The sequence below is a fragment of the Bacillus sp. GW821-FHT01G09 genome (assembly GCF_059422205.1).
This window is the reverse complement of record NZ_JBWKWL010000003.1, coordinates 1-26,545: the sequence shown is the minus strand read 5'-3', so window position 1 is coordinate 26,545 and position 26,545 is coordinate 1. Positions and strand designations below refer to the sequence as shown.

37 protein-coding genes are annotated in these 26,545 nt (G+C 39.6%); 27 read left to right on the top strand and 10 right to left on the bottom strand.

Going from position 1 to position 26,545, the window contains the following annotated elements; all coding sequences use genetic code 11:
- Positions 1-4 precede the first annotated feature (4 nt).
- The 7 genes from yqbG to AC07VD_RS10650 are packed head-to-tail and all read left to right on the top strand — an operon-like array spanning position 5 to position 3,744.
- Complete coding sequence (gene yqbG / locus AC07VD_RS10680; RefSeq protein ID WP_043856836.1) at positions 5-400, top strand: protein YqbG; 396 nt, start codon at positions 5-7, stop codon at positions 398-400.
- On the top strand, positions 397-759 hold the full coding sequence (locus AC07VD_RS10675) for a YqbH/XkdH family protein (protein WP_043856835.1): 363 nt from the start codon (positions 397-399) through the stop codon (positions 757-759). Before yqbG ends, AC07VD_RS10675 begins: the two co-directional genes overlap by 4 nt.
- Positions 756-1,259 carry an HK97 gp10 family phage protein gene (locus tag AC07VD_RS10670; RefSeq protein ID WP_302896795.1) on the top strand — a complete coding sequence of 168 codons (504 nt, stop codon included), beginning with the start codon at positions 756-758 and terminating at the stop codon, positions 1,257-1,259. Before AC07VD_RS10675 ends, AC07VD_RS10670 begins: the two co-directional genes overlap by 4 nt.
- Before the next feature lie 12 nt (positions 1,260-1,271).
- Complete coding sequence (locus AC07VD_RS10665) at positions 1,272-1,709, top strand: phage tail terminator family protein (protein ID WP_302896796.1); 438 nt, start codon at positions 1,272-1,274, stop codon at positions 1,707-1,709.
- Positions 1,706-1,897 (top strand): YqzN/YkzM domain-containing protein, encoded by a 192-nt coding sequence (locus AC07VD_RS10660; protein ID WP_033880532.1) that lies wholly within the window; start codon positions 1,706-1,708, stop codon positions 1,895-1,897. Before AC07VD_RS10665 ends, AC07VD_RS10660 begins: the two co-directional genes overlap by 4 nt.
- A complete protein-coding gene (locus AC07VD_RS10655) occupies positions 1,898-3,298 on the top strand; it encodes a phage tail sheath family protein (protein ID WP_302896797.1) in 1,401 nt (466 codons plus the stop codon).
- Positions 3,299-3,300: 2 nt separating this feature from the next.
- Positions 3,301-3,744 carry a phage tail tube protein gene (locus AC07VD_RS10650; protein ID WP_003229930.1) on the top strand — a complete coding sequence of 148 codons (444 nt, stop codon included), beginning with the start codon at positions 3,301-3,303 and terminating at the stop codon, positions 3,742-3,744.
- Positions 3,745-3,997: 253 nt separating this feature from the next.
- Here the strand turns inward: AC07VD_RS10650 and bsrH are convergent, their stop codons facing one another.
- Positions 3,998-4,087, bottom strand: coding sequence for a type I toxin-antitoxin system toxin BsrH (gene bsrH / locus AC07VD_RS10645; RefSeq protein ID WP_075058862.1), 90 nt, complete (start codon positions 4,085-4,087; stop codon positions 3,998-4,000).
- 387 nt (positions 4,088-4,474) lie between these two features.
- Complete coding sequence (txpA, locus tag AC07VD_RS10640) at positions 4,475-4,654, bottom strand: type I toxin-antitoxin system toxin TxpA (RefSeq protein WP_004398662.1); 180 nt, start codon at positions 4,652-4,654, stop codon at positions 4,475-4,477.
- 145 nt (positions 4,655-4,799) lie between these two features.
- On the opposite strand from txpA, the gene AC07VD_RS10635 reads away from it, so the two are divergent.
- From AC07VD_RS10635 to AC07VD_RS10550, 18 genes are all read left to right on the top strand, one after another.
- Positions 4,800-5,249, top strand: coding sequence for a phage tail assembly chaperone (locus AC07VD_RS10635; RefSeq protein WP_032722171.1), 450 nt, complete (start codon positions 4,800-4,802; stop codon positions 5,247-5,249).
- A gap of 41 nt (positions 5,250-5,290) precedes the next feature.
- Positions 5,291-5,428, top strand: coding sequence for a hypothetical protein (locus AC07VD_RS10630; protein ID WP_021480099.1), 138 nt, complete (start codon positions 5,291-5,293; stop codon positions 5,426-5,428).
- 2 nt (positions 5,429-5,430) lie between these two features.
- Complete coding sequence (locus tag AC07VD_RS10625; protein ID WP_494721799.1) at positions 5,431-10,188, top strand: phage tail tape measure protein; 4,758 nt, start codon at positions 5,431-5,433, stop codon at positions 10,186-10,188.
- On the top strand, positions 10,181-10,840 hold the full coding sequence (locus AC07VD_RS10620) for a LysM peptidoglycan-binding domain-containing protein (RefSeq protein ID WP_494721800.1): 660 nt from the start codon (positions 10,181-10,183) through the stop codon (positions 10,838-10,840). Before AC07VD_RS10625 ends, AC07VD_RS10620 begins: the two co-directional genes overlap by 8 nt.
- 12 nt (positions 10,841-10,852) lie before the next feature.
- On the top strand, positions 10,853-11,833 hold the full coding sequence (locus tag AC07VD_RS10615) for an XkdQ/YqbQ family protein (protein WP_494721801.1): 981 nt from the start codon (positions 10,853-10,855) through the stop codon (positions 11,831-11,833).
- A complete protein-coding gene (locus AC07VD_RS10610) occupies positions 11,830-12,096 on the top strand; it encodes a DUF2577 family protein (protein WP_268394739.1) in 267 nt (88 codons plus the stop codon). The genes AC07VD_RS10615 and AC07VD_RS10610 overlap by 4 nt, the downstream gene beginning before the upstream one ends.
- A 12-nt stretch (positions 12,097-12,108) precedes the next feature.
- Entirely contained in the window at positions 12,109-12,534 is a 426-nt protein-coding gene (locus tag AC07VD_RS10605) for a DUF2634 domain-containing protein (protein ID WP_087961243.1), read from the top strand.
- On the top strand, positions 12,527-13,573 hold the full coding sequence (locus AC07VD_RS10600; protein WP_087961244.1) for a baseplate J/gp47 family protein: 1,047 nt from the start codon (positions 12,527-12,529) through the stop codon (positions 13,571-13,573). Before AC07VD_RS10605 ends, AC07VD_RS10600 begins: the two co-directional genes overlap by 8 nt.
- A complete protein-coding gene (locus AC07VD_RS10595; RefSeq protein WP_085186536.1) occupies positions 13,557-14,135 on the top strand; it encodes a YmfQ family protein in 579 nt (192 codons plus the stop codon). The genes AC07VD_RS10600 and AC07VD_RS10595 overlap by 17 nt, the downstream gene beginning before the upstream one ends.
- Positions 14,132-14,404, top strand: coding sequence for a hypothetical protein (locus AC07VD_RS10590; RefSeq protein WP_087961246.1), 273 nt, complete (start codon positions 14,132-14,134; stop codon positions 14,402-14,404). Before AC07VD_RS10595 ends, AC07VD_RS10590 begins: the two co-directional genes overlap by 4 nt.
- A gap of 3 nt (positions 14,405-14,407) precedes the next feature.
- A complete protein-coding gene (locus AC07VD_RS10585; protein ID WP_085186532.1) occupies positions 14,408-15,502 on the top strand; it encodes a hypothetical protein in 1,095 nt (364 codons plus the stop codon).
- A 9-nt stretch (positions 15,503-15,511) separates the two neighbouring features.
- On the top strand, positions 15,512-15,847 hold the full coding sequence (locus tag AC07VD_RS10580; protein ID WP_040082456.1) for an XkdW family protein: 336 nt from the start codon (positions 15,512-15,514) through the stop codon (positions 15,845-15,847).
- Complete coding sequence (locus tag AC07VD_RS10575) at positions 15,844-16,008, top strand: XkdX family protein (RefSeq protein ID WP_040082457.1); 165 nt, start codon at positions 15,844-15,846, stop codon at positions 16,006-16,008. Before AC07VD_RS10580 ends, AC07VD_RS10575 begins: the two co-directional genes overlap by 4 nt.
- Before the next feature lie 87 nt (positions 16,009-16,095).
- The gene (gene xepA, locus AC07VD_RS10570; protein ID WP_085186530.1) at positions 16,096-16,989 is read left to right on the top strand and encodes a phage-like element PBSX protein XepA; all 894 of its coding nucleotides are present in this window, start codon (positions 16,096-16,098) and stop codon (positions 16,987-16,989) included.
- A gap of 44 nt (positions 16,990-17,033) precedes the next feature.
- Positions 17,034-17,456, top strand: coding sequence for a phage holin family protein (locus AC07VD_RS10565; RefSeq protein ID WP_003246208.1), 423 nt, complete (start codon positions 17,034-17,036; stop codon positions 17,454-17,456).
- Between the two features lie 44 nt (positions 17,457-17,500).
- Entirely contained in the window at positions 17,501-18,319 is an 819-nt protein-coding gene (cwlA, locus tag AC07VD_RS10560) for an N-acetylmuramoyl-L-alanine amidase CwlA (RefSeq protein WP_085186528.1), read from the top strand.
- A 164-nt stretch (positions 18,320-18,483) separates the two neighbouring features.
- Entirely contained in the window at positions 18,484-18,963 is a 480-nt protein-coding gene (locus tag AC07VD_RS10555; RefSeq protein WP_004399085.1) for a YqxI family protein, read from the top strand.
- Between the two features lie 15 nt (positions 18,964-18,978).
- A complete protein-coding gene (locus AC07VD_RS10550; RefSeq protein ID WP_003229947.1) occupies positions 18,979-19,341 on the top strand; it encodes a hypothetical protein in 363 nt (120 codons plus the stop codon).
- Here AC07VD_RS10550 and AC07VD_RS10545 read toward each other — a convergent pair.
- From AC07VD_RS10545 to rapE, 7 genes are all read right to left on the bottom strand, one after another.
- The gene (locus AC07VD_RS10545) at positions 19,338-19,484 is read right to left on the bottom strand and encodes a hypothetical protein (RefSeq protein WP_009967791.1); all 147 of its coding nucleotides are present in this window, start codon (positions 19,482-19,484) and stop codon (positions 19,338-19,340) included. The genes AC07VD_RS10550 and AC07VD_RS10545 overlap by 4 nt on opposite strands.
- Positions 19,485-19,601: 117 nt before the next feature.
- Positions 19,602-20,180: a type VII secretion system immunity protein YqcF gene (yqcF, locus tag AC07VD_RS10540; RefSeq protein ID WP_009967790.1), complete on the bottom strand. Its 579-nt coding sequence runs from the start codon at positions 20,178-20,180 to the stop codon at positions 19,602-19,604.
- A gap of 14 nt (positions 20,181-20,194) precedes the next feature.
- The gene (gene yqcG, locus AC07VD_RS10535; protein WP_004399034.1) at positions 20,195-21,790 is read right to left on the bottom strand and encodes an LXG family T7SS effector endonuclease toxin YqcG; all 1,596 of its coding nucleotides are present in this window, start codon (positions 21,788-21,790) and stop codon (positions 20,195-20,197) included.
- A 115-nt stretch (positions 21,791-21,905) separates the two neighbouring features.
- Positions 21,906-22,196, bottom strand: coding sequence for a CDI toxin immunity protein (locus AC07VD_RS10530; RefSeq protein WP_418910793.1), 291 nt, complete (start codon positions 22,194-22,196; stop codon positions 21,906-21,908).
- Positions 22,160-22,318 carry a CDI toxin immunity protein gene (locus tag AC07VD_RS10525; protein WP_003245945.1) on the bottom strand — a complete coding sequence of 53 codons (159 nt, stop codon included), beginning with the start codon at positions 22,316-22,318 and terminating at the stop codon, positions 22,160-22,162. The genes AC07VD_RS10530 and AC07VD_RS10525 overlap by 37 nt, the downstream gene beginning before the upstream one ends.
- Positions 22,319-22,427: 109 nt before the next feature.
- On the bottom strand, positions 22,428-22,562 hold the full coding sequence (gene phrE, locus AC07VD_RS10520) for a phosphatase RapE inhibitor PhrE (RefSeq protein ID WP_004398770.1): 135 nt from the start codon (positions 22,560-22,562) through the stop codon (positions 22,428-22,430).
- A complete protein-coding gene (rapE, locus tag AC07VD_RS10515) occupies positions 22,552-23,679 on the bottom strand; it encodes a response regulator aspartate phosphatase RapE (RefSeq protein WP_004398842.1) in 1,128 nt (375 codons plus the stop codon). The genes phrE and rapE overlap by 11 nt, the downstream gene beginning before the upstream one ends.
- A 442-nt stretch (positions 23,680-24,121) precedes the next feature.
- Here rapE and AC07VD_RS10510 point away from each other — a divergent pair, with 442 nt between their 5' ends.
- Positions 24,122-24,886, top strand: coding sequence for a YqcI/YcgG family protein (locus tag AC07VD_RS10510; RefSeq protein WP_101502108.1), 765 nt, complete (start codon positions 24,122-24,124; stop codon positions 24,884-24,886).
- A gap of 256 nt (positions 24,887-25,142) precedes the next feature.
- On the opposite strand, the gene AC07VD_RS10505 is transcribed toward AC07VD_RS10510, so the two are convergent.
- Positions 25,143-25,751, bottom strand: coding sequence for a CPBP family intramembrane glutamic endopeptidase (locus AC07VD_RS10505; RefSeq protein WP_175271337.1), 609 nt, complete (start codon positions 25,749-25,751; stop codon positions 25,143-25,145).
- 214 nt (positions 25,752-25,965) lie between these two features.
- Here AC07VD_RS10505 and AC07VD_RS10500 point away from each other — a divergent pair.
- Positions 25,966-26,545: NTTRR-F1 domain (locus tag AC07VD_RS10500; RefSeq protein ID WP_494724395.1), on the top strand; the 580-nt coding region annotated here is incomplete at its 3' end.

Sequence of the window (26,545 nt, the reverse complement as noted above, 5' to 3'; positions counted from 1 at the left end):
CCTTATGCTGTTAATCACTCCCGATGAATTAAAGCGTTATTCAGTTTTTGAGTCTGTAAAGACCAGGCCTGACGAGTTGTTAAAACAGGATATCCTTGAGGCAACTGCCGATATCATTCTTAAAGTTGGACATGATTTTTCTGATGCAGAGTATATTCCTTTGCCTGAAACGGTTCGACTGGCCCTATTAAAGTTGTCTCAGTTTTATGCTCTTATAAATGGCGACGAGTCAATTATTAAAGGATATACAACTGAAAAAATTGGTGATTATTCTTATACTCTAGGGGATGGCAGTTCTCTTCAAAAACCTGATGTGTATGCATTAATAAAAGATTATGTAAAACCGGCTGCCCCTGATTTAGAAGGGGTTGAAGCGAAAGTGCGGATGAGATCAATATGAGTTATCGATCTTTACTGACTCACAGATGTGACATTTACCATCTGCAGGAGAAAAAAGAAAATAGAAAGCAAAAATTCGGGGTGCCTGTTGAAGATGTTCAACCGGTTTTTTCGTACCCTGATGAGCCGGACATAGAAAATCAGCCGTGTTATTTTACAGAAAAGAGTCAGTCCATTATCCAACAGGAGCCAAATGTAGCTATTTATCAATCTTTCCTTGTGCATTTCCCTGCTACTGCTGATATTCGAGTAAATGACAGGGCGGTTTGGGATGGTACTGCTTATAAATTACAGAAGCCCCGCAAAATCAGGAATCATCATTGGGAAGTTACGGCGGTACGGGAGCTTGAATATCTGTGAAGATCAAAGGTCTTGATCAGTTCATTCAATCATTAGACCGGGCTTCTCGTGGGGGACTGAAGAGGAAATATGAGCAGTGGCTTGAATCAATGGGTTTTGAGTTCTTAGATATCATCCAAGATGAGATCATTAGGACGAAGACCGTGGACACTCGCCGCTTGCTCAATTCCTTTCAGAAAGGTGACCAGGATAATATCTTTTCAATGACAGAAGGCAGCTTAAAGTTGGATGTTGGAACAAATCTGGATTACGCCTCATACGTCAATGACGGGCACTTTACTATCGATCCGTCTAAAAATCAGGATAGACGATGGGTTCCAGGTCGGTGGAAAGGCGACCGTTTCGAATATGACCCTGCTGAAAAAAATTCCGGCATGCTGCTGAAGTTCCGATGGGTAGACGGTTCGGGGTTTTGGGATAACGCCATGGCCATTTTTCAGTTGATGTTTGAGAGAAGCCTTGAGCGGAAGCTGCAGCAATGGATTTATGAAGAATTTTAAGGCGGTGCTGCCATGAATCAAGAAGTAGGTTCAATTATGGGCTATCTATACAAACTGTATCCTGTTCAAGTGTATGAAGACGAAATACCGCAGGACTTTGCTGTTCCGTCTCTTTACTTTCCACCGGCTTCCACGGTCGATGGGGTGGACACAGTATCCACGTTTCAGAAAGCATATGTTTTAAACGTAAAACTCTTTCACGAAAACGTACAGAAGGCTCATAACGAAGCAGAACGAATTGCGGATACACTTAGAAGCAGAAGGGGCATAATTCCGCTCATACAGGAATCTGGCGAGGATACAGGTGATTTTATTCGGCTATCTCGAATAGAAACGCGTGTATCAGATGATTACGCAACCATTGTCTTAAACTGGACGAGCCACTATTGGTATGAGCGGGAAGAACAGCGTTCAATGGATGGTTTTAAATTTAAAAGTGGGGTGAAATGATGGCCACTAAAAAAGAGAAAGCGGAAAATGCTTTTTATATTAAGGATTTGCGAGAGCACAGTCGAGAGCTCTTTGGGGTAAAACCCGAGGTGTTTGACGGTGCTCTTTTTCATGTTCATAAAACGAGTATTACAAAATCGGAAGCGAAGAAATTGATTACTCAGTTTCTTCAAAAGGAGGTCAAATAGATGAACGGCGGAACTTTCACACCTGGCAAGGAAAAAGAGCGTGCCGGTATTTACTTTAACTTCAAAACGACCGCGGAGAATCGTGTTTCTGCCGGAGAACGTGGAACAGTTGCGCTGCCGATAGCATCCAGCTGGGGTGAAGTTAAGAAATTCATTTCAATCTCTTCAATCGAGGACTTGAATAAAAAAGTGGGGTTGAATATTGATGATCCTTCGCTGTTGCTTTTACGTGAGGCGATGAAAAAGGCAAGTACAGTCTTGCTTTATCGTCTGACGGAAGGTCTTCGTGCTTCAGCAGATATTAGCGAAGGTGTAAAGGCTACTGCTCTTTATGGCGGCACTAAAGGTAATGACATCATTATTAGTATTACGGAGAACGTTATTGACTCTTCGAAAGTTGATGTCACTACCTACCTTGATCAGTCAGAAGTGGATAAACAAACAGTGTCTAAAGCTGAAGAGCTTAAACCAAATAACTATGTCACGTTTACGGGGAAAGGAGATTTAACAGTCACTATTCCGTTAACCGGTACGGCCCCCGAAGACGTCAGCGGTGCTCTTCCTGCAACTTCCGGAATCCGCTTGTCAGGCGGAACAGACAAAACACCGACAAATGCCGATTATACAGCTTTCTTGGAAGCAGCTGAGACAGAATACTTTGATACCATCGCACTGCCTGTAGAGGATAACGAGCAATTAAAAGCAACGTTTGTTGCGTTTATCAAACGGCTGAGAGACAACCAAGGGCAAAAGGTTCAAGGTGTTCTTTCAAATTACAAGGGAGACCATGAGGGTATTATCAATGTAACAGGTGGTGTCCTACTTGAGGATGGAACGGAGATCACTCCTGAAAAAGCTACAGCTTGGGTTGCCGGTGCAAGTGCGGGGGCTACATTTAATCAATCACTTACATTTGTAGAATACGAGGGAGCTGTAGATGTCCTTAACCGAATTGACAACGACGAAATCGTTGAACGATTGTCAAATGGGGAATTCTTGTTTACTTATGATTCTCGTGATAAATCAGTATCGGTTGAAAAGGACATTAATTCACTCACAAGCCTAACAGCAGAGAAAAATAAGATGTTCCAGAAAAACAAAATTGTCCGTGTACTTGATGCAATCAATAATGACCTGACATCACAATTGAAAGCATTGATCAAGTCTCGAAAAGCGAGCGGCAGTGATGTTCCCGCTACAAATGACGGACTGCAGTTTGTAAAAACGCTAATTACTCAATACTTGAGTGTTCTTCAAGATAACGAGGGCATTACTGATTTTGATTCAGAGAATGACATTACAATTGCTCTGAATAATGATCGTGACGGCTTCCTGATTGATCTTGCAGTTCAACCGGTGGATGCAGCTGAAAAATTCTACTTTAATGTTGAGGTGAAATAGGAATGGCATTAAAAGCGCAAAACACCATTTCAGGTAAAGAGGGCAGGTTGTTTCTTGATGGAGAAGAAATGGCCCATATCAAAACGTTTGAAGCCAATGTAGAGAAAAACAAATCCGAGGTCAATATCATGGGTCGTCGGATGACGGGGCACAAAACGACCGGAGCAAATGGAACGGGAACAGCCACTTTTTATAAAGTGACTTCTCAATTTGTTCTTATTATGATGGACTATGTGAAAAAGGGAAGTGATCCTTATTTCACCTTACAAGCTGTTCTAGATGACGCCTCTTCAGGTCGTGGGACTGAACGAGTCACCTTGTACGATGTGAACTTTGATTCTGCGAAAATCGCTGGGCTTGATGTTGATTCTGAAGCATTGGAAGAAGAAGTGCCGTTTACCTTTGAGGATTTTGATGTGCCTGAACAGTTAAAATCCACATTCTAATCACTTTCACGAAAAATCGCCGACTTTAACGAAGATATTTACGAAAAAATGTGGTAAGATTACTTTAGAAGTAATTCAACCGTACCAAATGGAAACATGTATTTCTTTCAAAAGAAATGCATAAAATAAAAGAGACCCGGTTGCCGCCGGGTCAGTATAAATGTTGGCCCATCAAGAGGGCTGGCTTAACAACTTCATGAAAGTATTTAGGATAGACTTTACCCTTTAACTTTGCCGAGCTCAAGGGGTGGGTCTATTTCTTCTTTATATAAGTCAACAGGGCAATTATAAATGACCCGAAAGCAAGCATAAGCATTAATGCTTGAAATGTTGACACGTGCATCACCCCCTTTCATGAGGGAGTGAGCCAGACCGCCCTTGAGATGTTGAAAGCCAATATTCATTTATACTAAACCATATTGTACCATAACACTTTCATAATCCGAGGGTTTTTAATAAAAGAAAAAGGGTTAAGGCTTCTATGATCAGGTCATTTTGAACTCATAGATAAAAAAAGTAACAAATAAAAGATACAAATAATTATATAATCAATATATATTCATGTTATAATGGTGCCAAGCAAAAGTATTGCAACTACTGGCGTAAGCTTATAGTTGGTACCACATTACCACATTACCACATTACCACTTGTTAATGTGTGTTACTTTCATGAGAAATGCTAAAATATAAAAGCCAGAGTGTGGCAGCACTCTAGCTTTTAAAAAAGAAACTACCCTTTAATAGGAGGGTCCTCGTGTAGACACTTTTCCTTTACAGTAATGTAAATAGGATGAGTGTCTTTTTTTCTAAGCATGAATAATAATGTTAAAAGAGATATTACCCATGTCATAATCCCGCCTATTAAATTGGCAAAGCCGATCATGACCATTAGAGATTCATAGGTCGACATAATTTCACCTCCTTTCATATTCGGAGGATAAGCTAAGGTAGCTTCAAGAATCTATTATACATGAATTATATGGAAAGCACATTCAAAAAGTATGAATGTGCTTTTTTTCTTGTCCAAAACTAAAAAGTAAAAGGAGCTAATAAACATGAGTGAAAAACAAAATGAAAAAGTTTACGATCTTTCATTCTTTATGCCAGGACAAACAATTGAAGCGGAAGAAGTAAAAGTACCGATTTCTAAACGATTTGTAGACAAAGAGGGCAATGTTGTTCCATTCATTTTCAAAGCGATCACGACTGAACGAATTGACGAACTTGAGAAAGAGAATACGACTTACAAGAATGTAAAAGGCCGCGGCCGTGTGAAGGAATTGGACAGCCAACGCTTTTATGCTCGTATTGCGGTTGAAACGACTGTTTACCCGAACTTTAAAGCTAAGGAACTACGTGAGGCTTACAAAACAGAAGATCCAGTGGAAGTCGCCAAACGTGTTCTTTCAGTCGGCGGTGAGTATGCGAACTGGCTAAACAAAGCAATTGAAATCAATGGATTTGATGATGATCTCGAAGACCTTGAAGAAGCGGCAAAAAACTAGTAAAGGACGGGGACAAAGAGGCTGTATATCTTTATTACGCGATGCATGAACTCAAATACGCCCCGTCAGAATTAAGAGAACTATATGAGGCTCCGAAAGAATTCAAGGCGCTCTTATATGGGTTAATCGGTTATAAGCTTGAGCTGTTAGAAAAAGAAGCGAAGAAGGGAGGTAATTAACTATGGCTAAACTAACAGCCACGTTTGAATTACATGATAAGATTTCCCGCAAGCTTCGAATGATACAAGGCAATGCTGAAAGACTTAAGAGGGCCGCTAATGGCCCTCTTATTTTTGATGCTGAAGATCGGACTGAGAAAGTTATGCGGAGAATTGACCGATCAGCCAACCGTTTGACCGGTCGGGCTCGATCGCTTGAAGTGGATTTAGATGATCGAGCTTCGAATGGCTTACATTCTATACGTCAGCAAGCTGAGGATCTTACCGAGGGTAGCCATGAGGTGACAGTTTCCGTAAATGATCAAGCTACACCACGTTTTCGTTTGATCCGTGGAGGTCTCACTGATTTGAATCGCTCGCACGCTGAGCCAACTGTTTCAGTTCGTGATCATGCTTCAAACCAATTAGATGAGATCCGTCGTCATGTGTCCGATGTAGACAGCGAACATGCTGAGCCAACTGTCTCTATTAAGGACAGAGCTTCAGCGGCTCTGGATGCAATTGAAGCGAAAATAGACAGCTTGAAGGATGCTACCATCACTCTGGCAGTTGCAGGTGGCTTTTCTGCAGGTTCAATTATGGGTTCTGGTAAAAGTACAATGTCTCAGGATGCTTATGTGTCAGCAACTTCAAACGTTAATAAGAAAGATGTTGCAAGAATGACGGATCAGATCTATTTCAATAATAAAGCGGGCAGTTCTCGTGAAGAAGTCAGTGTATCTTTGAGAAACTTATCGCAACAGACAGGAGCATCTAAAAAAGCTCTTGCTGAATTGACTGAGTCGTCAAGTAAGATTGCCCAGCTCATGAATGCTGATCAGGCAGAGGTAGATCGTGCTTTCAGTTCAATGTATAACAACTTGAAATTGTCTGGGAAACAAAGCGGAGACTTAATTGCTTATGTATACCGGAATGCCGGTGACCAGGCTGATGATTTATTAGACACGATGAATGAATACAGTTCCACCTTTAAAGACTTGAAGCTCACAGGCGGCCAAATTGCAAACGCCATGATAAAAGGAACAAAGGGTGGAGCCAGAAACTTCGATAACCTAGCCGATAGTATGCGTGAGTTTAACATTCGCCGAACCGAAATGTCTGATAGTCAAGTGGACGCATTTAAAACACTGTTCGGAGCCAAGGAAACTAAGAAAATGTTCAAGGGCTTCAAAGATGGTTCAATAAGCGGAGAGGAAAGTTTATTTAGGGTGGCAAAAGCACTTTCTAAAGTGAAAGACAAAACAAAGCGGGCTGCTATTGCGACTGAGCTTATTGGAACACAATATGAAGACCTCAAGCAGCCTATTTTAGATATGGCTGAGGGTATTGGTACAAGTGCCAAAACAAGCGGAGAATTGGAACGCAGCTTTACGAAACTTCGGGATAATAACCCGATGACACCGGTTAATGATGCCATGAGAGATTTTGAAAGCATATCTAAGGATATGGGAACCTCTCTGCTAACTGGATTAGGGCCAGCCTTTGATAAAATCAGCTCGTTCATTAACAGTAAAGAAGGTCAGGAAAAACTTAAAGAGATCAAAAAAGATATTGCCGATCTTGGAGAGGAGATAGGTGATAAGTTAAACGTAGCCATTGAGTGGAGCGTCAACCATTGGGATGATTTGAAAACAGCGATTAAAGTTGTGATCCCTCCTTTAATTGGGTTGATTGGTTATTTGAAAATACTACGTCCGTTGTTAAAAGGCATAGGTACTGTCGGAAGTGATGCAGCAGGCGTAATCCGAAAGCTAATTCCAAAACGTACTCCTGAAGCTACTGCTAATACGCGAAGTGAAAGGAGGAACAGAAACAGTAATCGTAATCCCAGCACAAGAAGCAGAGAATCCAAAACTGCCACAAGTCCAACGAGTTTACCTCGTAGCGGCAGCTTAACATGTTGCTGTTGTAGTGATGGAGGTAAAAATGATCGCATTCGTAGAAGACGAGGGAAAAGAGTTTTAGGTCGACGCGGTAATCCAAACCGAATGAACCCTTCTGACAGTTCAATTGCTGTGTCATCTGAACGGTTGGAGAGAAGGCGTTCCGGTAGAACTGTAAGTACTAATCCAACCAGAGGTTCAAGATCAGCAATAATCACTACGAGGTCGGAGCTATACTCAGCTGGAAGAGCTGCAGGCGGTACATCGAAGTTCGGGAAAGTCTTAAGTCCTCTGAAAAGTGTTGGCAAGTTTGCAAAGGGAGTCCCTCTATTAGGAACAGCGTTAGCGGCAACAGATTTAATTGGGATGAATAAAGACAATGTTGGTGAAAAAATTGGATCAGCTGGCGGTGGTCTTGCTGGAGCGGCTACAGGAGCAGCTATTGGCAGCGTTATTCCTGGAGTGGGAACAGCCATTGGTGGAATAGTTGGTGGTATAGCAGGCACTATGGGTGGCTCAAGTTTAGGTAAAGCGTTTGATGGTTCAGAAGTAAAGAAGAAACTAGACAGTACATTATTTGATCAAAAATGGTGGTCTGAAAAGTGGTCGGGCATTAAGAGTAATGCGAAGACTTCTCTCGATGGGTTAAGTGAGACATGGTCTAATGTAAAAGAAAAGGTGAAGTCTACTTTATTTAATAGTGAATGGTGGTCTGAGAAGTGGTCTGGCGTTAAAAGCTGGGCACAGGACAAATGGAATAGTGCATCATCTATTTGGGAGTCCGTAAAGGGAAAAATAAAATCCACTTTATTCAGTGAGAAGTGGTGGTCAGGGAAATGGGAAGGCGTAAAAAGTTGGGCTCAAAGTAAATGGGACAGCGCGTCTTCTGTTTGGCAATCAGTTAAAGGAAAGCTGAAGTCCACTTTATTTAGCGAGAAATGGTGGTCAGGAAAATGGGAAAGTGTAAAGAGCTGGTCAAAAAATAAATGGGATAATGCTAAATCAATATGGAAAAGTGTTAAGAGTTCCATCTCAGAAACCCTTTTTAGTAAGAAGTGGTGGTCTGAAAAGTGGCAGAGTGTAAAGGAATTGGGAAGCAGTATTTTAGGCGGGGTAAAAGAAGTTGGTGGTAAAGTAGCTTCAAGTGCGAAAAAAACTGCTGGTAAAGCGTGGGGATATGTGAAGAGTGGCGTAAATTATTTATTTGGTATGGGAAAAGAAAAGCCAAAGAAACATGCTACTGGTGGTTACATTACGAAGCCAACAATATCTTGGATTGGTGAAGCTGGTAAAGAATTTGTTATCCCTGTTGAGAATAATAAAGGGCGCGGCAAAATGCTCCTTTCTCAAGCTGCTTCAAAATTAGGGATGAGTGTGGTTGATGATATAGCGTCTGCTTCATCTGCAGGAGGTGAACCAGCAACTTCCCCGCTAATCCGTAGAGCGGCGGTGACTGCTTCTGTATCTCCTATCATTGACACATCCAGTCTGGATGAACAAGCGACTTCATTTGGTCAACAGTTCACTAAAGGCTTTGATCAAGGAATTGGAGATAACGTTGTTTCTATAGAATCTTGGAAACAGAAAAACGTTGGACAGCCAATGAACAATTTAATCTCTTATTCTTCGAATTACGGAAAGCAAGTGGTCAATGGATATGCTAAAGGTCAGAACAGCACTTCGACCGGTACAGATGGCTTCTTGCAGACGAAGGTTAAAACACCATTTCAGAACACTGTTAATAAATCTTCATCATGGGGAAGCGGAACGATCAAAGGTTTTGCTTCCGGACAAAATAGTTCACAAACTGGTACTGATCAATACGTCAGCACTCATATTAACAAGCCGTTTATCCGCTCTAAAGAATCATCAAACGGATGGGGAAGCGGTATGATTGGTAATTTTGTTTCAGGCATGACTTCTAAGGCAAGTGAAGTCAATGAGGCTGCCAAGGAACTGGCGAAAAAAGTTGAGAAGGCATTTCGTGAAGAGCTGGATATTCATTCACCTTCCCGTGTCATGATGAGTCTTGGGCGTTTTGCCTCTATAGGTATTGTAAAAGGTCTGGATTCTGTTGATGTAAAAAAGTTTGCTGAAAAACAAGCAGGCTCACTAGCTGCCGCTTATTCTGGAATGGGCGCAGTAAGCGGAAATGTGAAGCAATGGCTCATGGCTGCTATCATGGCTACAAAGACACCGATGAGCTGGCTTCCAGGGCTGATGAAAATTGCTCAGCATGAGTCAGGCGGTAATCCGAAGGCAATCAACTTATGGGATAGTAATGCGAAAGCAGGACATCCATCTCAGGGGCTCATGCAGACAATCCCAAATACCTTCAACGCACACAAATTGCCGGGAATGAATAACATTCTTAACCCGATTCACAACGCTGCTGCGGCGATTGGCTATATCAAAAGCAGGTATGGATCAATTAATAATGTACCAGGCATTAGAAGCATGAGGCACGGAGGTCCATATGTTGGCTATGCTAACGGCGGACTTATTACCAAAGAACAAATTGCTCGTGTGGGTGAAGGAAATAAACGTGAATGGATCATTCCAGAGGAGCGAGGTATCCGTGGACGTTATTTATTAGCCCAAGCAGCTAAGGCACTCGGAATGGAAGTCACAGACCCATCTCAAAAAGGTCAAACTGAACTATCTTCCGGTCAGGTAACAGCAGCCACAACAGGCAGTCAGCAAACAACTGTTACAGCATCAGGAGGTAAAGAGGTTGTTATTCAGTTTAATGGCGATCAGCATTTTCACAATGACCAAGACATGAACGGTCTTATAGCTAAGATTAAGCAGACCCTTATTGATGAGCTTGAACAGGATATCAACATTGGAACGAAGGGAGTCGTTGCTTTTGACTAAATCCGTATATGAATTCTGGATTTCCCAAGGGAAGGACAAGCTGCGGCTTCCTGTCCTTCCTGAACAAATTGATATATCCAACACAATTCAAAATGAATCAGTAAAAGTGGCTAGTTTTGGGGAGATCACTTTTATTGATAAACCGGGAGCGAAAGAAATTTCGTTCTCTTCTTTTTTTCCAAAGAAACATAGCCCGCTTGCTGAGTATAAAGGATTTCCTTCTCCTGAAAATGCTATTGCAAAGATCGAGAAATGGGTGAAATCTAAAAAGCCGGTTCAATTCTTAATTACTGGAACGAAAATTAATTTAACTTGCAGTATCGAGGTTTTTTCTTATAGCGAGGGCCAAAAAGATATAGGTGATCGTGATTATGAAATAAAGCTGAAGGAATACAAAACTGCTTCGCCGCGGAAGATCAAGCAGAAGAAAAAGACGAAGAAGAAACGGCCATCTAAATCAGCTCCTAAAACGTACACCGTTAAGAAAGGCGATACACTGTGGGACATTGCCGGCAAATTTTATGGAGACAGCACAAAATGGCGCAAGATCTGGAACGTCAATAAAAAGACTATGATCAAACGAAGCAAACGGAATATCAGACAGCCAGGACACTGGATCTTTCCTGGGCAAAAATTAAAGATACCGCAGTAAGCAGGTGATGACATGATAGAACTTTTCGTCATTAAAGAAACGGAATGGCTTGAGCTGGTAACTGAAAGTGTTTCTCTTGAGGGACAACGGTATCAGGCACCCCGATCGATCACAGCAAAGATCATAACGAAACAAGGAACCCATTCATATTACAGCGTATCAGAAGGAGATACGGTTCTGTTTAAGTGGAAAGGGAAAGAGCTGTTTCGAGGTATTGTGTTTTCTCGCAATCCGGAAGAACATGGGCTGACCTTTACGGCTTATGACATGCTGCAATATTTGGTCAAGAACAAAGATGTTTATGTTTTCTCAAATCAACGTGCAGACGAGATTATAAAACGGTTGGCAAGAGATTTTCAAATCCCAACGACATCGATTGCAAATACGGGTTACACCATTAAATCATTAGTGTTTAAAGATGATACGAGCCTTTATGACATGATTCTGAAAGCCTTGAAACAAACGAAAAGCCAAACCGGAAGGAATTATCAATTATATTCTGCAAAGGGGAAGCTTGGTCTTCGTGCTTGGCCTGATCCGTCAGAAGTATGGGTGCTGGAGACGGGTGTGAACATCACCGGCTATCAATACAGCACTTCAATTAATGACACGGCCACAAAAGTAAAGCTGCGGCGTCAGAAAGACAATAAAACATACACAGCTACCGCAAGCGATAACTCGGGCATCAGTAAATATGGTGTACTTCAGTATGTCGAAACGGTTTCCGATAACATTAACCAGGCGCAGCTTCAGCAGCGTGCGAAAGTTAAACAGGCACAGAAGAAAGGCGTCAAAAAAGAACTCAAAAGTATTCAAGCAATTGGGATTCCAGATCTTCAGAGCGGTTTGCCCGTCTATATTTCAATTCCGGAAGTCGGGGTTAAGAAAACATACTGGATTGATACAGATAAACACGAATTTAAAGGATCGACACACACGATGACCATTGATGTTGTTGAGAAAAATTCTATCCCTGATGGTGTTTCCTCATGAGATTAAGTGAAGCAATCAAACATTTGGCTGTCGGTGCAGTTGATTCTGAGTCACCGGTGGATATTATACCGGCTGAAGTGGTTTCCGTTTCCCCTGTTGAGATAAGGCTTAATGAAAATGACAAATTAATAATACCTGCCGATTTGATTATTGTTCCAAAGCGGCTGCGGGCCGGTGAAGAAGAAGCATTGAATACAGGTGAGCGTGTGATGATTGTCTCCTTAAAAGGCGGGCAATCATTTTTTATTCTCGACAAAATATAGGAGGTGTTTGGAATGGCTTTGTCTCCGGAAATCGAGTTTGAGGATATAGAGGATGACAGCGAGGTCATAGAGACCTCGCAAACCTACAAAATAGATTTTGAAAATGGCCGTATCACAAATGAAATCATCACAGGCCTTGAAGCGATTAAGCAGTTTGTATATCTGTCTCTCCATACTGAGCGATATGCATATTCTGTTTACAGTCATGACATTGGAAATGAGCTTCAAGAAGTGTTGGCAGATAACGAAACAACAGACGCATATAAGAAAATGGAGATCCCGCGGCTGATAGAGGAAGCACTGATCTATGACGATCGGATTTCTGCTGTTACAGATTTTGAAATAGAAAAACAAGGCGAATCGTTCCGTGTCTCCTTTACAGTCGAGACTGACGAAGGAACATTGGAGATCAAGGAGGTGCTTGGCGAAGATGTTTGAAGATCAAACCTTTGAAGTGATTATGGACCGTATGTTAAACAGCATTTCAGCGGACATTGATACAAGGGAAGGAAGCGTGATTTATAACGCGTTAGCTCCTGCAGCCGCAGAATTGGCCAAGTCTTATATTTGGCTCGATACTGTGCTGGAACTTGTCTTCTCGGACACAGCACAAGGAGAATTTTTAGATCGTCGGGCTACTGAAGCCGGCATCGAGCGAACGGCTGCCACGAAAGCAGTCCGGGCAGCGGAGTTTACTGAAGGAGTAACCATTCCAGTGGGTTCCCGCTTTTTTGTAGATAACCTGTATTTCCAATACACAGCTGACGGGACGTTGGAATGTGAAACAGCGGGGGAAGCGGGGAACGCAAATATTTCCGGCCAGAATCTATTGTCATTAGACACCATACCAGGACTCCAAAAAGCGATCGTGAAAGAGATTCTAATCCCTGGTCGAGAAGAGGAGGATGATGACAGTTTAAGAGCTAGATATTTTACCCGCGTGCGTCGGGAAGCTGTCAGTGCCAATAAAGCTCACTATAAACAATGGGCTGAAGAAGTAGACGGAGTAGGGAAGGTAAAGGTCTTTCCGCTTTGGAACGGGGACGGTACAGTCAAAATTGTCGTGACCAATGCTAACTTGGAACCTGCTTCCGATATTTTAATATCAAAGGTGATTAACTATATTGATCCTGAACCCGGACAAGGTGAGGGACAAGCGCCAATAGGTGCCTTTGTCACAGTGGAGAGTGCGGTATGGAAAGAGGTTGAGATTTCAGCCGAGGTACTTCCCGAGATCAATAACTCTATCGATCAGGTAAAGCAAGAAATCAAATCAGGTGTTTTAAATCTTTTTAAAAAGATTGCTTTTGAAGATAACGTCATCCGTTTATCGCAGATTAATAATATCGTCTACAATTCACCTTCAGTAAGTGATTACGCAGATATTAAAATCAATGGCGTAGCCGAAAATTTGGTTCTGAGTGACGTCGAAATCCCTAAATTGGGGCAGGTGAACATCATTGAGCAAACTCGATGAAATGGCTGCTTACCTGCCGCCGTTCCTTATCAAGTTAAAGGAAATGGCTGAACTTCTTAAAGCGGAAGCTCCGGAATTTGAGAAGCAAAATAACAGCATCTTTGATCTGACAGATCAGCTGTTTGTTACTACAGCAACCTGGGGGCTTGAACGATGGGAAAAGATTTTGAACGTACCGCGGGAATCAGGTGACACCGATGAGATCCGCCGATTGCGCATAATCTCTAAAATGTCCAATATACCGCCGGCAACATATAAGGCTATTGAACAGGCATTAAATCGGTTCCTGAAAAATCCGTCTGCTCAGGTCAGGCTACTTCAAGGACAGTACCGTTTTAATGTTGATATTGATATAGATGATATGCAGCATATGAGCGAGCTCATAGAAACATTGGAGAATATGAAGCCAGCTCATTTGGCATATACATTGCGAGCTGCTTTGAATGAGCCACTCAAGATAAAAGATACTGTCATTCTGAATAACAGAAGGTATCGAAAAACAAGTGAGCTAAAGGTAGGTTATTCCGTCACTCTCAATAATAACGAGGTGGTCCTTGTATGATTACACAGTTTTATAGAGAGCGAACAGCTGCAGATTTGAAAAATAGAATATCGAAAGTGCTGCTGAATGGAAATGAAACAAAAATTGTGGAAGTCACTATTCAGGGGGCCGTTGTCACGGTGCTTACTCATCGAGAAGAAGATATCAAACACATTGAGAGTGTGCAGATCCTTGATGAGCAAAACAACGTGATTACGGGAAGAACAACAGATTTAGACGTCAGTAATAATAGAACGCTTGATTTTAGGATTACTTTTGAGGTGGTGTAACAAATGGCATATGAAGCAAAAACAGACTGGCTGCCAGATGATCCTATTAATGAGGATGATGTGAGCCGTTGGGAGAAAGGTATTCAAGACGCGCATAAAGATTTAGATGTACATAAAAATGACATGAACAACCCTCACAATACAACAAAGGCGCAAATCGGGCTAGGGAACGTTGATAATGTACAGCAAGCTTCGAAAAAAGAATTTGAAGAGCATATTAATGATACACAACGGCACATAACACCAGTAGAGCGGGAGAATTGGAATGCAAAAGAAACAACTGCCGGAGCTCAGGAAAAAGCTGATAAGGCTTTATCGGATGCGAAATATTACGTAGATACCAACTACAAAAATAACAATCTGACATTAATTACTGGTGACAATGCTATTCAAGATGCTAGAAAGGGAGGGGAAGAATATCCTTTAGGACTGACCTTAATGGACATTGGTCAGGGCAATACTACAGGGTACCCTTTGAGTTATGGCATTGTCAAAAATGAAAAATATAATAATTACCGATTTACGCAATACTTTTATGGGACAGGAAATGAGTCTGGGACTTACTACTACAGTACAGGAGTTTGGATTAGGCACTGGTGGAGTGGTTCAGGCTGGACAAAATGGGAGAAAATATCGGGTTTTGCTCATGCAAATGTGGGAACTACAGGCATTCAATACTTAAAAAAAGTTGACCATACTAAAATAGCTTTCAATAGAATAATCAAGGACAGTCACAATGCTTTTGACATTAAAAATAACAGGTTTATTGCACCGAATGATGGAATGTATTTGGTTGGTTCAGGAATTTATGTGATAAACTCTCCTTCTTATATTAACCTTCATTTAAAAGTTTATTTAAATGGAAAAAAATACAAAACGCTACATCATATTCGAGGGTATTATGAAAATAGAGATAATGAAATGTACCTCGGTTTAAATGGTAATGCAACTGTCCCAATGAACAAAGGTGATTACTTAGAAATCTGGTGTTATTGTAATTACGTAGGAAATGGTCAAAGGGGCGTGGACGATAAGGATGGATCGTTTAACTTTATTGACATACAGGAATTAGGCGGGAGAAATTATCCAAGATTTTAGGAGGTAACGATGAATATAGGTGAAGCTATTCTTTTTAAATACCCAACAGCTGATCCCACAAAGGATTTTATTGTCCAGAATAATGGTGACGGAACTCCCTCATATATAGCAGAGTGGAATATTAGGGCACCTATACCAACGGAAGCAGAGTTAAAAACTTGGTGGGAAGAGCTTCAGAGTACATCTGCATATGAACCACCAGTTCAAGTGGATCTACTTGCAAGAGAGTTATCTCAGGAGAAGCTAGCCCGTAAACAGTTTGAAGAATTAAACCAAACTTTGGGAAGCGAGCTCTCAAAAATAAAGTTGCAACTGCTTACTCTACAAGGAGGGAAAGATTCATGAATTATTGGATTTGGGCTTTACATTATGACTGGGCTACTCCTGAAATGGTGAAACAGGCAATTCATTATAAAGATTGCTCGCCTGAGGATTTACAAAAAGGGGTAGAGAAAAAACTCATTACAGCTGAACAGTATAAAGAGATCACAGGAGAAGCCATTTAGGGCTTTTTTATTTTTCCTTAAAGGAGGTGGTTCCGTTGTAAACCCATGCTCACCACTAATGATCTACAATAGCAAGGAGGATTTATAATGGCATCATATAGTTTTCAATTTTCAACAGATGCAACTGGTAAGCCGGGGGCAGCCAAGCCATACAGAGAAGGAAACAGAGATTTTGTTGTGCCGGTAGCTTCAATCTCCGGTAATTCAGAGCTGCTGACGAACGCAGTTTTAAAAGCCACTGAAGTCTACACGCAATATGGACAAGATCGATTAGGTCAGGTTTTAATTTCAAAAGTAAAAGGTCACGCTTATTCTGATCGTGAAGGAACCTTATTCATCGAAGAAAGTAATGATATGAATACATGGACCACTGTCTCTTCATTGGTAGTTAAAGCAAATACGCTTGGCGAGACTGAATGGATTCATTTAACTAAACGCTATTTCCGTTTCAGATACGCAAATGGTAACCTGCAGCAATCTGAATTTTTACTATACCAGTCACTGGGCGCAGGTGAAGAGGATATAAACATTAACCACACTGTTCCTATTACAGCAGTTGCTCCGTTGTCAGTCCAGTTAGATAAAAACGGTTTAACTAATGATGGTCGTTTAAAAGTTCAAACTGAAGGCTTGAACCTTAGCTCATTAGACACTCAAGCAAAAACAATGGATATTGTCTTTCACGATAAAACAGAAACCATAGGTGAGGGTAACCCATTCACCGTTGGATCATTCAAAACGTTACTCATTGAGGTTTATGGGACGGCTGAGACAAGTGAATTGAAGTTCTGGGGTAAATCCTTATCGGGAACAAAAAGAGCCCTTAGAGGGCAGAAAGTAGATGACGGAACATTTGCCACTAGCACCAAAGGGAAATCAGAAGCTTGGTCTTTTAGCATTACTGGCTTTAAAGAAATTGTTATGGAGCTTACAGCTTTAACAAATGGAAACTTTTCAGTTAGAGGGACGGCCGTCTCATAAGATCCGGCTGTCCTTTTTTATTTGCCTCGGAGGAGGTGATTAGAATGGAGGAGACAAGTTTGTTTATCAATTTTGAAACATTAGATTTAGCAAGAGTATATTTATTTGGAGGGGTGAAGTACCTTGATTTACTTCTAGTACTTAGCATAATTGACGTTTTAACAGGAGTAATCAAGGCATGGAAATTCAAAAAACTGCGAAGCCGAAGCGCATGGTTTGGCTATGTCCGCAAGCTACTCAATTTCTTTGCGGTCATTTTAGCAAACGTGATTGATACAGTACTCAATTTGAACGGTGTCTTAACCTTTGGTACCGTTCTTTTTTATATCGCTAATGAAGGTTTGTCAATAACTGAAAACTTAGCACAGATTGGTGTTAAAATACCATCATCAATAACAGATCGATTACAAACAATTGAGAACGAAAAAGAACAGAGTAAGAATAACGCAGACAAAGCTGCTGGCTAAGCCAGTGGCTTTTTTTATTACACAGACGGAGGGAGAGAGGATATATGGCCATTAAAGTTGTAAAGAATCTAGTCTCCAAATCAAAGTATGGATTGAAATGTCCAAACCCCATGACGGCGGAATACATTACCATCCATAACACTGCGAATGATGCTTCAGCAGCCAATGAGATTTCTTACATGAAGAATAACTCTAGCTCAACGAGTTTTCACTTTGCAGTAGACGATAAACAGGTCATTCAAGGCATTCCAACAAATCGTAACGCTTGGCACACAGGAGATGGAACAAACGGTACAGGGAATCGCAAGTCGATTGGTGTCGAAATTTGTTATAGCAAGTCAGGAGGGGTACGATATAAGGCAGCGGAAAAGCTTGCTATTAAGTTTGTGGCGCAGCTACTTAAAGAACGCGGCTGGGGCATTGATCGTGTCCGCAAGCATCAAGACTGGAACGGTAAGTATTGCCCGCACCGTATTTTGTCAGAGGGAAGATGGAATCAAGTTAAGGCTGCCATTGAAAAAGAATTAAAGGCGCTAGGTGGGAAAACAAACTCAAGCAAAGCAAGTGTAGCTAAAAAGAAAACAACAAACACAAGCAGCAAAAAAACGTCATATGCGCTACCATCCGGTATTTTTAAAGTGAAGAGCCCAATGATGAGAGGGGAAAAGGTAACACAAATTCAAAAAGCACTGGCTGCGCTATACTTTTACCCGGATAAAGGAGCAAAAAACAACGGCATTGACGGCGTGTATGGTCCGAAAACAGCAGATGCAATTAGACGATTCCAGTCTATGTACGGGCTTACTCAAGACGGTATTTACGGACCAAAAACGAAAGCGAAACTTGAAGCTCTCTTGAAGTAAATAAATAGTCTCCTTGAGTATCTTTCTCAAGGAGATACTTATGTTTATTTTGTTACAGATAGTTCAAAATTATTCTAATATTTGAGTAAAAAGTATTATTTTTCTAGTCTGAACATAATGTTATCATTTACATGTAAATAATTTAAAAGAAAGGGATTGATTTCATGTTTAAGAAATTACTTTTAGCAACATCTGCATTAACATTCTCTTTATCATTAGTTCTTCCGTTGGATGGACATGCCAAAGCTCAAGAGGTAACATTACAGGCACAGCAGGAAGTCACTTATCAAACTCCCGTTAAACTATCCGAATTACCAACTAATACAACTGAACAATCTGGTGAATTTCACACAAATGGTATTAAAAAATGGATTGCTAAAGAAGCAATGAAGGCAACAGCCAGTGCGCTTCGACATGGTGGGAGAATTGTTGGTGAGGTAGTCGATGAGTTAGGTGGATCAGCAGGAAAAACATTCGCAAAACATACTGATGATGTAGCAGATGCTTTGGACGAGTTAGTTAAACGAGGTGACGTTGTGGAGGACGCAATTATTGACACGGTTTCCTCATATCTAATTGATGCTGGTGTAAAATCTTCTACAGCTAGAACTATTGCAAGTGTATTTACTTTCTTAGCTTTTTAATTGAGGTGATTTGAATTGGTAACAGTAGAAGAAAGGCTTGACAACCTAGAAAAAAAAGTCGAGAAGCAGGCTTTTCAACTAAGGTTAGTCCAACAATTAGCAGCTGATTATGATCGGTTTGGCTTATTTGATCAAGTTTTGGCCTATGATTTAAGTGAAAAACAGTATCAAGAATTAAGAGAGTTAACGAGCCAGTACACTGATAAGATTAAAAATGGCGAAGAGGTCTCTCTTCATAACTTTACTGAAGAATTTAAAAGAATTTTGAAAGATATTGAAAAAGAAGTGGATTTCGAAAAGTTTATTTCTCTCTGGTTAAAGGGACCAGAAGAAGGTTTTGGATTTTCTAAAGCTTTACATAACCATTTCTTTAATTAAAGATAAGGACCAGCCACATAATAAGCTGGTCTTTCTTTATTTTCCCTCAAGTTCGAACTCCTATGAACAGAATACCAGGTATCTATCCTTCCAAATATATTGTTATTAGCTTGAGGGTTTGTGTGTTTTTCTTCATTAATCATAGAATTCTCCTTACCTCAGTCATTTTCTTCTATTATTTGCAGCTGATTTCAAATTAAATAAAATAAGCCCTTCTCATTGAGAGGGGCTTATAAAGTGACTCTTCTTTATTAAAGTCATTAAACAACAGATTCTCTCTTTATATCAAAAATATCAATCTGTTTTGATTCCAGAAGATCTTGTAAATAATCTGAGCCGTGTTTTTCAGCTACTTGCAATTCTCCTTCGGATATAGGTAAAGCCATTAGCCAAGTAACATTTTTGTTACTAAATTCAAGTAGTTCTAAATCTTCCTCCCATAAAAATGGGGGAACGAACATAATATGTTTCATGTCGGTTTCCTGATCATACATACTAATCACATTTTTAAAAATAACACCTGGTGCACAAGTGAAATTTGAGTTGATTATATTAAAGGCACAAGTTGATAAAACATTAGCATATATGTCTGAAGCTGACTCCATTGCAGCTACGATTTCTATCCGCAACGGAGTGCCATTCACCTCATAATTAATAGAATGATCCGACAAACCTAGAGTTGAATATGACGTGATACCTTCCTGAGGCTGGTCACTAACCGATAAAATATCTATGCTGCTATTCTTGTTATCATCCCAATATTTCGTAACCTTCGGTTTCCCCCCAAAAGCTCCTAAAACTGTTCTAGCAATTACTTTATTTTCTTGTGTTACGCCCATTAGACAATCTCTCCTTAATCTCCAAAGTAATCATCCGTCATATCTTCCCCTTTATGACTCCTATTGGAGGAAGGTAATTCGGGTTGATAGTGGTCTGGATTATTATGTTCATCTAAAAATTGCTTTCGACTAATATTTCTTTCCATCGCACTTTGTTGATGTTTTCTAAATTCATAACCTGGTTTATGACCCATATCCCATGGTTCATCTTTTTTCATTACTTGTTTTGTTAACGGGTCTTTAACAGATCCGGTTGAATCCTTAGCATTTTCCCAAACCTTATCTCTAACGCCTTTACGGAAATAAGTTGGTCTTTTGTACGTTTTAGGAACTTTAGGTTTTTTGCTGGTGTTAGTCGATGCTTCGCTAACTCGAGAACTTGATTTTGCATTAAGCTTTTTGTTAATTCCGCGAGCTCCGAAAGGAACCAACATTGCCATTGCACCACTAAGGCTCTGTTCTTGCCTCTCTTTGGAGACTTTATTCCCGAACATATCGCGTCCTGTTATAGCTTCACTAAAACCATTTGCAGAAGCAAGTCCATAAAGTCCTTTGCTGGAGTTTTGAAGGGCATGGAATGTCTTAGGTGTTTTATATACATCGAGAGCTTTGTCTGCTCTATACAATGCTTTACTTGTTGAATAAACAGCTTTTCCACCTTTAGCTAATTTACCTGCCCATCCTACGATAGGGATGTATCCTGCCGCAGCCATTGCACCGGCAGCGACCCGTTGTCCAGCAGTTAGCTTTTCGCCGGTAACAGGATCAACCCCATCAGCGGCTCTTTTATAATCATAATATCCAGAGACCTCTCCTGTAAAATTACAAACAGCATCCCAAGACTTTTCATACCATGGTCTGTTCGCCAGTTCTTCTTGTTCTTTTGCAATTCTTCTTTGTTCCGCCTGTTGGTCCTTAAAAGAGATGTAGTCTGTTGATTGTTTCTTTACATCCTCAGTCATCTTGTGAATCTCACTGTCTCTATAAGCCTTCGCATTATAGTGAATAGGAGAGGCGCTTTTGCCTTTTGCTGTCGCATTCATTAAAGCTTGATAATCAGCTTGAATCATTTGTTCATTTGCTTCTGATAGTCCGTATTCTGATGTTAAGTTTTGGTCAACTTCATCCATTTTCTCAATGGCTTCTTTTCGTTTCTTTTCGGCAGACGAAAGTTCATTTTTAAAAGTTTCTGTCGAGAACAGATCCAAAGGCAGTATATCGTTGATATCATTTAATATATCTTTCATGGCTTTTTTCTGTTCAGACATAATGGATTTTGATTTGGTGTAGGCGTTAGCAAGCTCATGCGCTAAAAAGGTTTCTTCTATGTAGGCATCTGATAAGTTGGCATCTTCTAAAAAACCAGGAATACTCGTTAAGAAAGAAATTTTCATCTCAATTAAATCAATCCATTGGTCAGCAATGCCAGCTTGATCTTCATAAAATGATTTAATGTTATTAGCGCCTTTGCCTGAAAACTCGCTATCATCTAAATCTGCAACAGCTTTGAACGCTTTCTTTAATTTGACCATTTTACTTTTTAAATCTTTGTATTCCTGTGCTCGCTTTTCAGCCTCGGTGAGCAAGGTTTTGGCTTCAAATACTTTCATGATCATATCCTTTCATTTAATCGTCATAACAAAATATTACCATGGAAGAATGATGAAACTAACTGTTATGTGGATCAAATGGTGGAAATGAATCATTCGATCTGTGTCATTTTACCTATTTGTTAATCCTTTCAATGAAAGGGGACTTTCCAATTGTAACATCGCCATCATGAAAAAATTCGATAACGTAGCCAGATTCACTAAACATAAAAGTATCCGATCCAACGGCAGTTACATCATCAATTACGTTTAATGCATGCTCAAGACTGGTTTTTAATGCTGGCTGTTCTCCGTAACCCCAAAGAATAATAATGTTCCTATCTTTAAAATGGTGTTTAGCTAGCCAATCGTAAATCTCTTCCTCGTAATCTATAGATTGATGACAACAAACTTCTTCCCACTTGATTCGTCCCCAAGATGTAAGGGAAAACTGTTTGAAAGCAGTTCATAATATTTTGCCGTTAATTCTTCTGATAAGATTTCTTTGTTTTTCCCTAGAGCTTCTAAGCATTCATCAAATAAGTCCAAAATGTTCACCTCAAAAGCTTTAAGTATGATAGATTTTTTCAGTATTAGAAATAAGAAAAAGCCGTTATGAAACGGCTAAAGGGAATCAGAACTAATGTTGTTTATCGAATTAAACAAGGAATTCATGAGTAGGTGCGAGAGTTACATTCCGGGATGCTTCCTTCATTTCGCCATTATACATAGATCCGAAAAAGGCAAGTCCAATTAAAACGGCGGATAAACTGATAAACAATTTAGATTTCATACATGCATTCCCCTTTCGATATTTGCTTTTGAGCATATACCATCTTCTTGAAACAGATGATACTATCCTCTATTTTTCCATTATAATCGAAAAGGTTGCCTCCTAACAATGCCAGCTCTTCCAGATAAGGGTATCCTTTGCCGTTCTCTAAACGAGAAAAAATGTTGAGAAGTTTAGGTGTATCGCCATTTCTTATATAAAGAACGTCTAATGCTTCAAATAAGTTCATAAATAGTTCGTCTTTAAAATCTACAGCACTTCTGATTCCTTTGCGGAAGCAATCCATTGCTTGTTCTTTTTTGCCTTGTTTAAAATAAATCAACGCTAGGTCATGATAAGCTTGCGGAAGTACGTCAGAGTTAATTTTTCTGTATTGAACCAAGGCTTGTTCGATGTAACGAGCAGCCTTATTTAAGTTGTCCATTTTGTGATAGCAATTGCCGAGATTGAAAAACGCAGTGGCATAGATATGAGTATTTTTACTTTTAAGCAGCTCGGCACCTTTTAAAGCTTCTTGAAGGTGGGGGAGAGCTTTTTCATGATTTTCAAGGTCATCGTAGTTACCGGCAATGACAAAATGGCACTGAATACGACGAACAGAGTAAAGCTCGTGTTTCTTATAAATGTTGTATGAAAGCTCAGCGTAATGCATCGAAATGTGTGTCATTTTCATATGATAATAGACTTCAGACAGTTTAAAATAAAACTCAGCTTTTTCAATCTTGTCGGAGATTGTAGGAATTTTGCGTTCAGCTTTTTTGTAATATGTAATGGCTCTTGTGTATTCACCGTTTCTAAACTCATACATCCCGCGGAAGAAGTTATAATAATATGCCCGCATATTGTCTAATTTTTTCTTATGGCCCTCAATTTTATTTAAATATTCTGAAAGTTCCATTCGGTTTTCATCAGATGGCAGCGTGTATTCCAACATAATTTTATGGCGAAAGGCCATTAGTTGATAATAAATAAGCAAGTCTTGATCTTCTTCCATAACCTCTATATCACGTTCTATTTCAGCTTTTAACATTTCAGCATCAGTTACGTTGAATTTTTGAATATGCCTATGCCATTCATTAATCTTCATTCCCACTTCAGCTGATGTGATTGATATCAAGATATTCACCCTTCCCTTAACTCTACTAGTACTGTAAATATTAACAAGTTTTCGTTCGCAGAAAAAGGAAATAGGGCACCGCAATTTAAATTTTCGGTGAGACCGCAATAACTTTTTGCTTTAGAGAGTTATGAAATTCCCTCCTGGGAGTACCATGACTTGGCATCAAAAAACAGGGAATTTCGGTCATTCTTGTGATAGTTTAAAATTGAAAACATCCAGAAAGTCCAGCGTTAGTCGTTTTGAGGGCTGAGTGTGCATGTACAGCTAAACGCAGAACTGATTCTGGATTTTTCTTGATAAGAAAATTACTTACCTACCCACTAAAACTTAACCAATTAATTAATTAATATTCATTTGGATATATGAAAAAGTAATTAGACATTCACCGCCTTCTTGCTCCCGCAATACATTATGATAAATGCCTTTGGAGGTGGATTTTTTGACTGAGTTATATGCCAAAAGTGATCTTGAAAAAATTAAAGAAACGTTACCTGATTGGCAAATGAAGTCGTTTAACTACTTAACGGAAAAAATAGGCGATAAAGAAAATAAATTTCCTTGTATACCGGGAAGGGTAGCATTTTTAAGCGACCAGCTGCGGATTGCTTTTGTCGGTGATCCTAGGAATCCTAGAACTGCGAAGGAATTAGCGCCGTTGCTTACTCGGTATGGAACTATTTCACGAGAGACAGGAAAGTATGCATCATTAACTATAATATTTCATACACCAGAAGACTTGCTGAGTGATTACAAAATTGAGGATTACGAATCGTTGTTTTGGCAGTTTCTAAATTCATTGAGCATGGAAGATCCAGCTGATTGGCCAGATTATATACCAGAAAATCCAGAGCACTTTCAATGGGAATACTGTTTTAATGGAGAACCATATTTTGTTCTGTGTGCTACACCAGCTCACAGCAAAAGAAAAAGCAGGAGTTTTCCTTATTTTATGTTGACGTTTCAGCCTAGGTGGGTTTTTGAGGAGCTAAATGATACTACTACATTTGGACGAAATATGAGTAAGCAAATTCGCAAAAGGCTGGAGGCATATGATGAAGTACCGATCCACACGCATCTAGGATGGTATGGAAAAAAAGACAATTTGGAGTGGAAACAGTACTTCTTGCGTGATGATGAAAATCAAGGGTCACAATGTCCTTTTTTGAGAATGAAGAACATATTCAAAAAGAAAAGGTCTGATTAAATTGTTAAAACCTTATGTGGAACGATGGATTGCGCGAGTTATATCTTCACCTAAGATTTTTATCTATGATAAAGCAGTGTGCTCTTAATTATTTAAAATTTTCTTTCTTTTTAGCTCTCCAGGCAATACATGAAAGTGTAACAATAATAGACAAGCAATGACAGTTGTCCATTTATTAAAAAGTCTAAATAATAAGAAGCACTCCTGTTATCGACACCCTTACTCCTTGTTCGTTAATGTCATGAAACCAAGTAAGTTATTTTTTGTTACTTAGTAAATTGTATTTGAATAATAGCGTTATGCCTAAGTTCATTAGAAAGTGTGCTACAAATGGTACAAAAATATTATTCGTTGCAAAATATATCCAACCAAAAGTCAAACTTGGAATGCTTATATTTATTAGCATTATAGGTTTTTTAAAGTATTGAATATGAAAACCTAAAAAAAATAAGGTAGTTATTAATATTGCAATCCATTGGTTTTCAATAAATATGAAAAGTAAGTTCTGAATAATACCTCTAAACAGAAGTTCTTCAAATAACGCCCCTAACAACATAAAAGCAAATACACTTAACAGTGAAAAGTTTTGATAACTCTTGTTTGTATCGTCAATGTACTTCGAGGGAATGTACAACGATAAAACTACACCAAACAGTAGTAGAGCTAACGAAGCAATACATGTGTTCACTATCATTTTGATTGGTTTATTGATTGATAGGAAATTTTGAATTGTGAGTACATCATAAACTATCAGAATAAAAATTATAGCCACGCACATAAATGCGAATGATGAGAAAACTAAAGCAGCGTCTTTGGGATTGAAGTCTTTTTGTGTCCTCTTGGTTTTGTCTTTTATATTTTTCACATCTTACCTTCTTTCCTGTTTTGTTAGAAAAATGAAAACATCCGATATTATTAAAATTTTACCAGAAGACATAAAATTTTAAATAATTATTTGTGTTTTTTTGTGCTACGTTAAATACGCAGTTTTGCAATTTGTACTGTATTAGTGCAGTCCGTTCCTGTTATTAGTGAATATAATACCTGCATCTATTTAAGAAGGCAGGGAATGATGTTGAGTGAATGAACTAATTGTAAATGGTGGTTTTGAAACAGGTAATTTAATGGGCTGGAGTTCAGCAAATACAGGGATTATTAATACATTTGCTCATTCTGGCAGATTTTCTGCACAATTTTTGAGTAACCAGCCATACGCATATTTGGGGCAAATTGTACCTGTAACTCCGGCACAATCCCTAACTTTCTTAGTTTCTTTAGGCACATTTGGTAATAATCCAAGTCCTCAAGTAACGATACAAATATTATTTGTAGATGGAGCAGGACAACAAATAGGGGGCGGACAAGAGTTTATAATAGCTGCTGGTAATTTACCAAACATTTCATTTCACACTTGGAATGAAATATATAAAACTATTGAGATACCTACAAATGCAGTTAATGCAGTTATTGTTATAAGTAAATTAACTTTTGGATCTGTACTAATTGATGATATTTCCTTGGTTGAATACCTTGAAGTTCCAGGCCCAACAGGTCCAACAGGACCAACAGGATTGACTGGAGCAACAGGCCCGACAGGAGCGACTGGAGTGACCGGATCAACCGGAGCAACGGGAGTTACTGGAGCAACAGGACCAACTG

What these genes read in the sequence shown, in the direction of transcription:
- yqbG (WP_043856836.1), top strand. Translation starts at nt 5, where the DNA reads ATGCTGTTAATCACTCCCGATGAATTAAAGCGTTATTCAGTTTTTGAG.
- AC07VD_RS10675 (WP_043856835.1), top strand. Translation starts at nt 397, where the DNA reads ATGAGTTATCGATCTTTACTGACTCACAGATGTGACATTTACCATCTG.
- AC07VD_RS10665 (WP_302896796.1), top strand. Translation starts at nt 1,272, where the DNA reads ATGAATCAAGAAGTAGGTTCAATTATGGGCTATCTATACAAACTGTAT.
- AC07VD_RS10660 (WP_033880532.1), top strand. Translation starts at nt 1,706, where the DNA reads ATGATGGCCACTAAAAAAGAGAAAGCGGAAAATGCTTTTTATATTAAG.
- AC07VD_RS10655 (WP_302896797.1), top strand. Translation starts at nt 1,898, where the DNA reads ATGAACGGCGGAACTTTCACACCTGGCAAGGAAAAAGAGCGTGCCGGT.
- AC07VD_RS10650 (WP_003229930.1), top strand. Translation starts at nt 3,301, where the DNA reads ATGGCATTAAAAGCGCAAAACACCATTTCAGGTAAAGAGGGCAGGTTG.
- bsrH (WP_075058862.1), bottom strand. Translation starts at nt 4,087, where the DNA reads ATGCACGTGTCAACATTTCAAGCATTAATGCTTATGCTTGCTTTCGGG.
- txpA (WP_004398662.1), bottom strand. Translation starts at nt 4,654, where the DNA reads ATGTCGACCTATGAATCTCTAATGGTCATGATCGGCTTTGCCAATTTA.
- AC07VD_RS10635 (WP_032722171.1), top strand. Translation starts at nt 4,800, where the DNA reads ATGAGTGAAAAACAAAATGAAAAAGTTTACGATCTTTCATTCTTTATG.
- AC07VD_RS10630 (WP_021480099.1), top strand. Translation starts at nt 5,291, where the DNA reads ATGCATGAACTCAAATACGCCCCGTCAGAATTAAGAGAACTATATGAG.
- AC07VD_RS10625 (WP_494721799.1), top strand. Translation starts at nt 5,431, where the DNA reads ATGGCTAAACTAACAGCCACGTTTGAATTACATGATAAGATTTCCCGC.
- AC07VD_RS10615 (WP_494721801.1), top strand. Translation starts at nt 10,853, where the DNA reads ATGATAGAACTTTTCGTCATTAAAGAAACGGAATGGCTTGAGCTGGTA.
- AC07VD_RS10610 (WP_268394739.1), top strand. Translation starts at nt 11,830, where the DNA reads ATGAGATTAAGTGAAGCAATCAAACATTTGGCTGTCGGTGCAGTTGAT.
- AC07VD_RS10605 (WP_087961243.1), top strand. Translation starts at nt 12,109, where the DNA reads ATGGCTTTGTCTCCGGAAATCGAGTTTGAGGATATAGAGGATGACAGC.
- AC07VD_RS10600 (WP_087961244.1), top strand. Translation starts at nt 12,527, where the DNA reads ATGTTTGAAGATCAAACCTTTGAAGTGATTATGGACCGTATGTTAAAC.
- AC07VD_RS10590 (WP_087961246.1), top strand. Translation starts at nt 14,132, where the DNA reads ATGATTACACAGTTTTATAGAGAGCGAACAGCTGCAGATTTGAAAAAT.
- AC07VD_RS10585 (WP_085186532.1), top strand. Translation starts at nt 14,408, where the DNA reads ATGGCATATGAAGCAAAAACAGACTGGCTGCCAGATGATCCTATTAAT.
- AC07VD_RS10580 (WP_040082456.1), top strand. Translation starts at nt 15,512, where the DNA reads ATGAATATAGGTGAAGCTATTCTTTTTAAATACCCAACAGCTGATCCC.
- AC07VD_RS10575 (WP_040082457.1), top strand. Translation starts at nt 15,844, where the DNA reads ATGAATTATTGGATTTGGGCTTTACATTATGACTGGGCTACTCCTGAA.
- xepA (WP_085186530.1), top strand. Translation starts at nt 16,096, where the DNA reads ATGGCATCATATAGTTTTCAATTTTCAACAGATGCAACTGGTAAGCCG.
- AC07VD_RS10565 (WP_003246208.1), top strand. Translation starts at nt 17,034, where the DNA reads ATGGAGGAGACAAGTTTGTTTATCAATTTTGAAACATTAGATTTAGCA.
- cwlA (WP_085186528.1), top strand. Translation starts at nt 17,501, where the DNA reads ATGGCCATTAAAGTTGTAAAGAATCTAGTCTCCAAATCAAAGTATGGA.
- AC07VD_RS10555 (WP_004399085.1), top strand. Translation starts at nt 18,484, where the DNA reads ATGTTTAAGAAATTACTTTTAGCAACATCTGCATTAACATTCTCTTTA.
- AC07VD_RS10545 (WP_009967791.1), bottom strand. Translation starts at nt 19,484, where the DNA reads ATGATTAATGAAGAAAAACACACAAACCCTCAAGCTAATAACAATATA.
- yqcF (WP_009967790.1), bottom strand. Translation starts at nt 20,180, where the DNA reads ATGGGCGTAACACAAGAAAATAAAGTAATTGCTAGAACAGTTTTAGGA.
- yqcG (WP_004399034.1), bottom strand. Translation starts at nt 21,790, where the DNA reads ATGAAAGTATTTGAAGCCAAAACCTTGCTCACCGAGGCTGAAAAGCGA.
- phrE (WP_004398770.1), bottom strand. Translation starts at nt 22,562, where the DNA reads ATGAAATCTAAATTGTTTATCAGTTTATCCGCCGTTTTAATTGGACTT.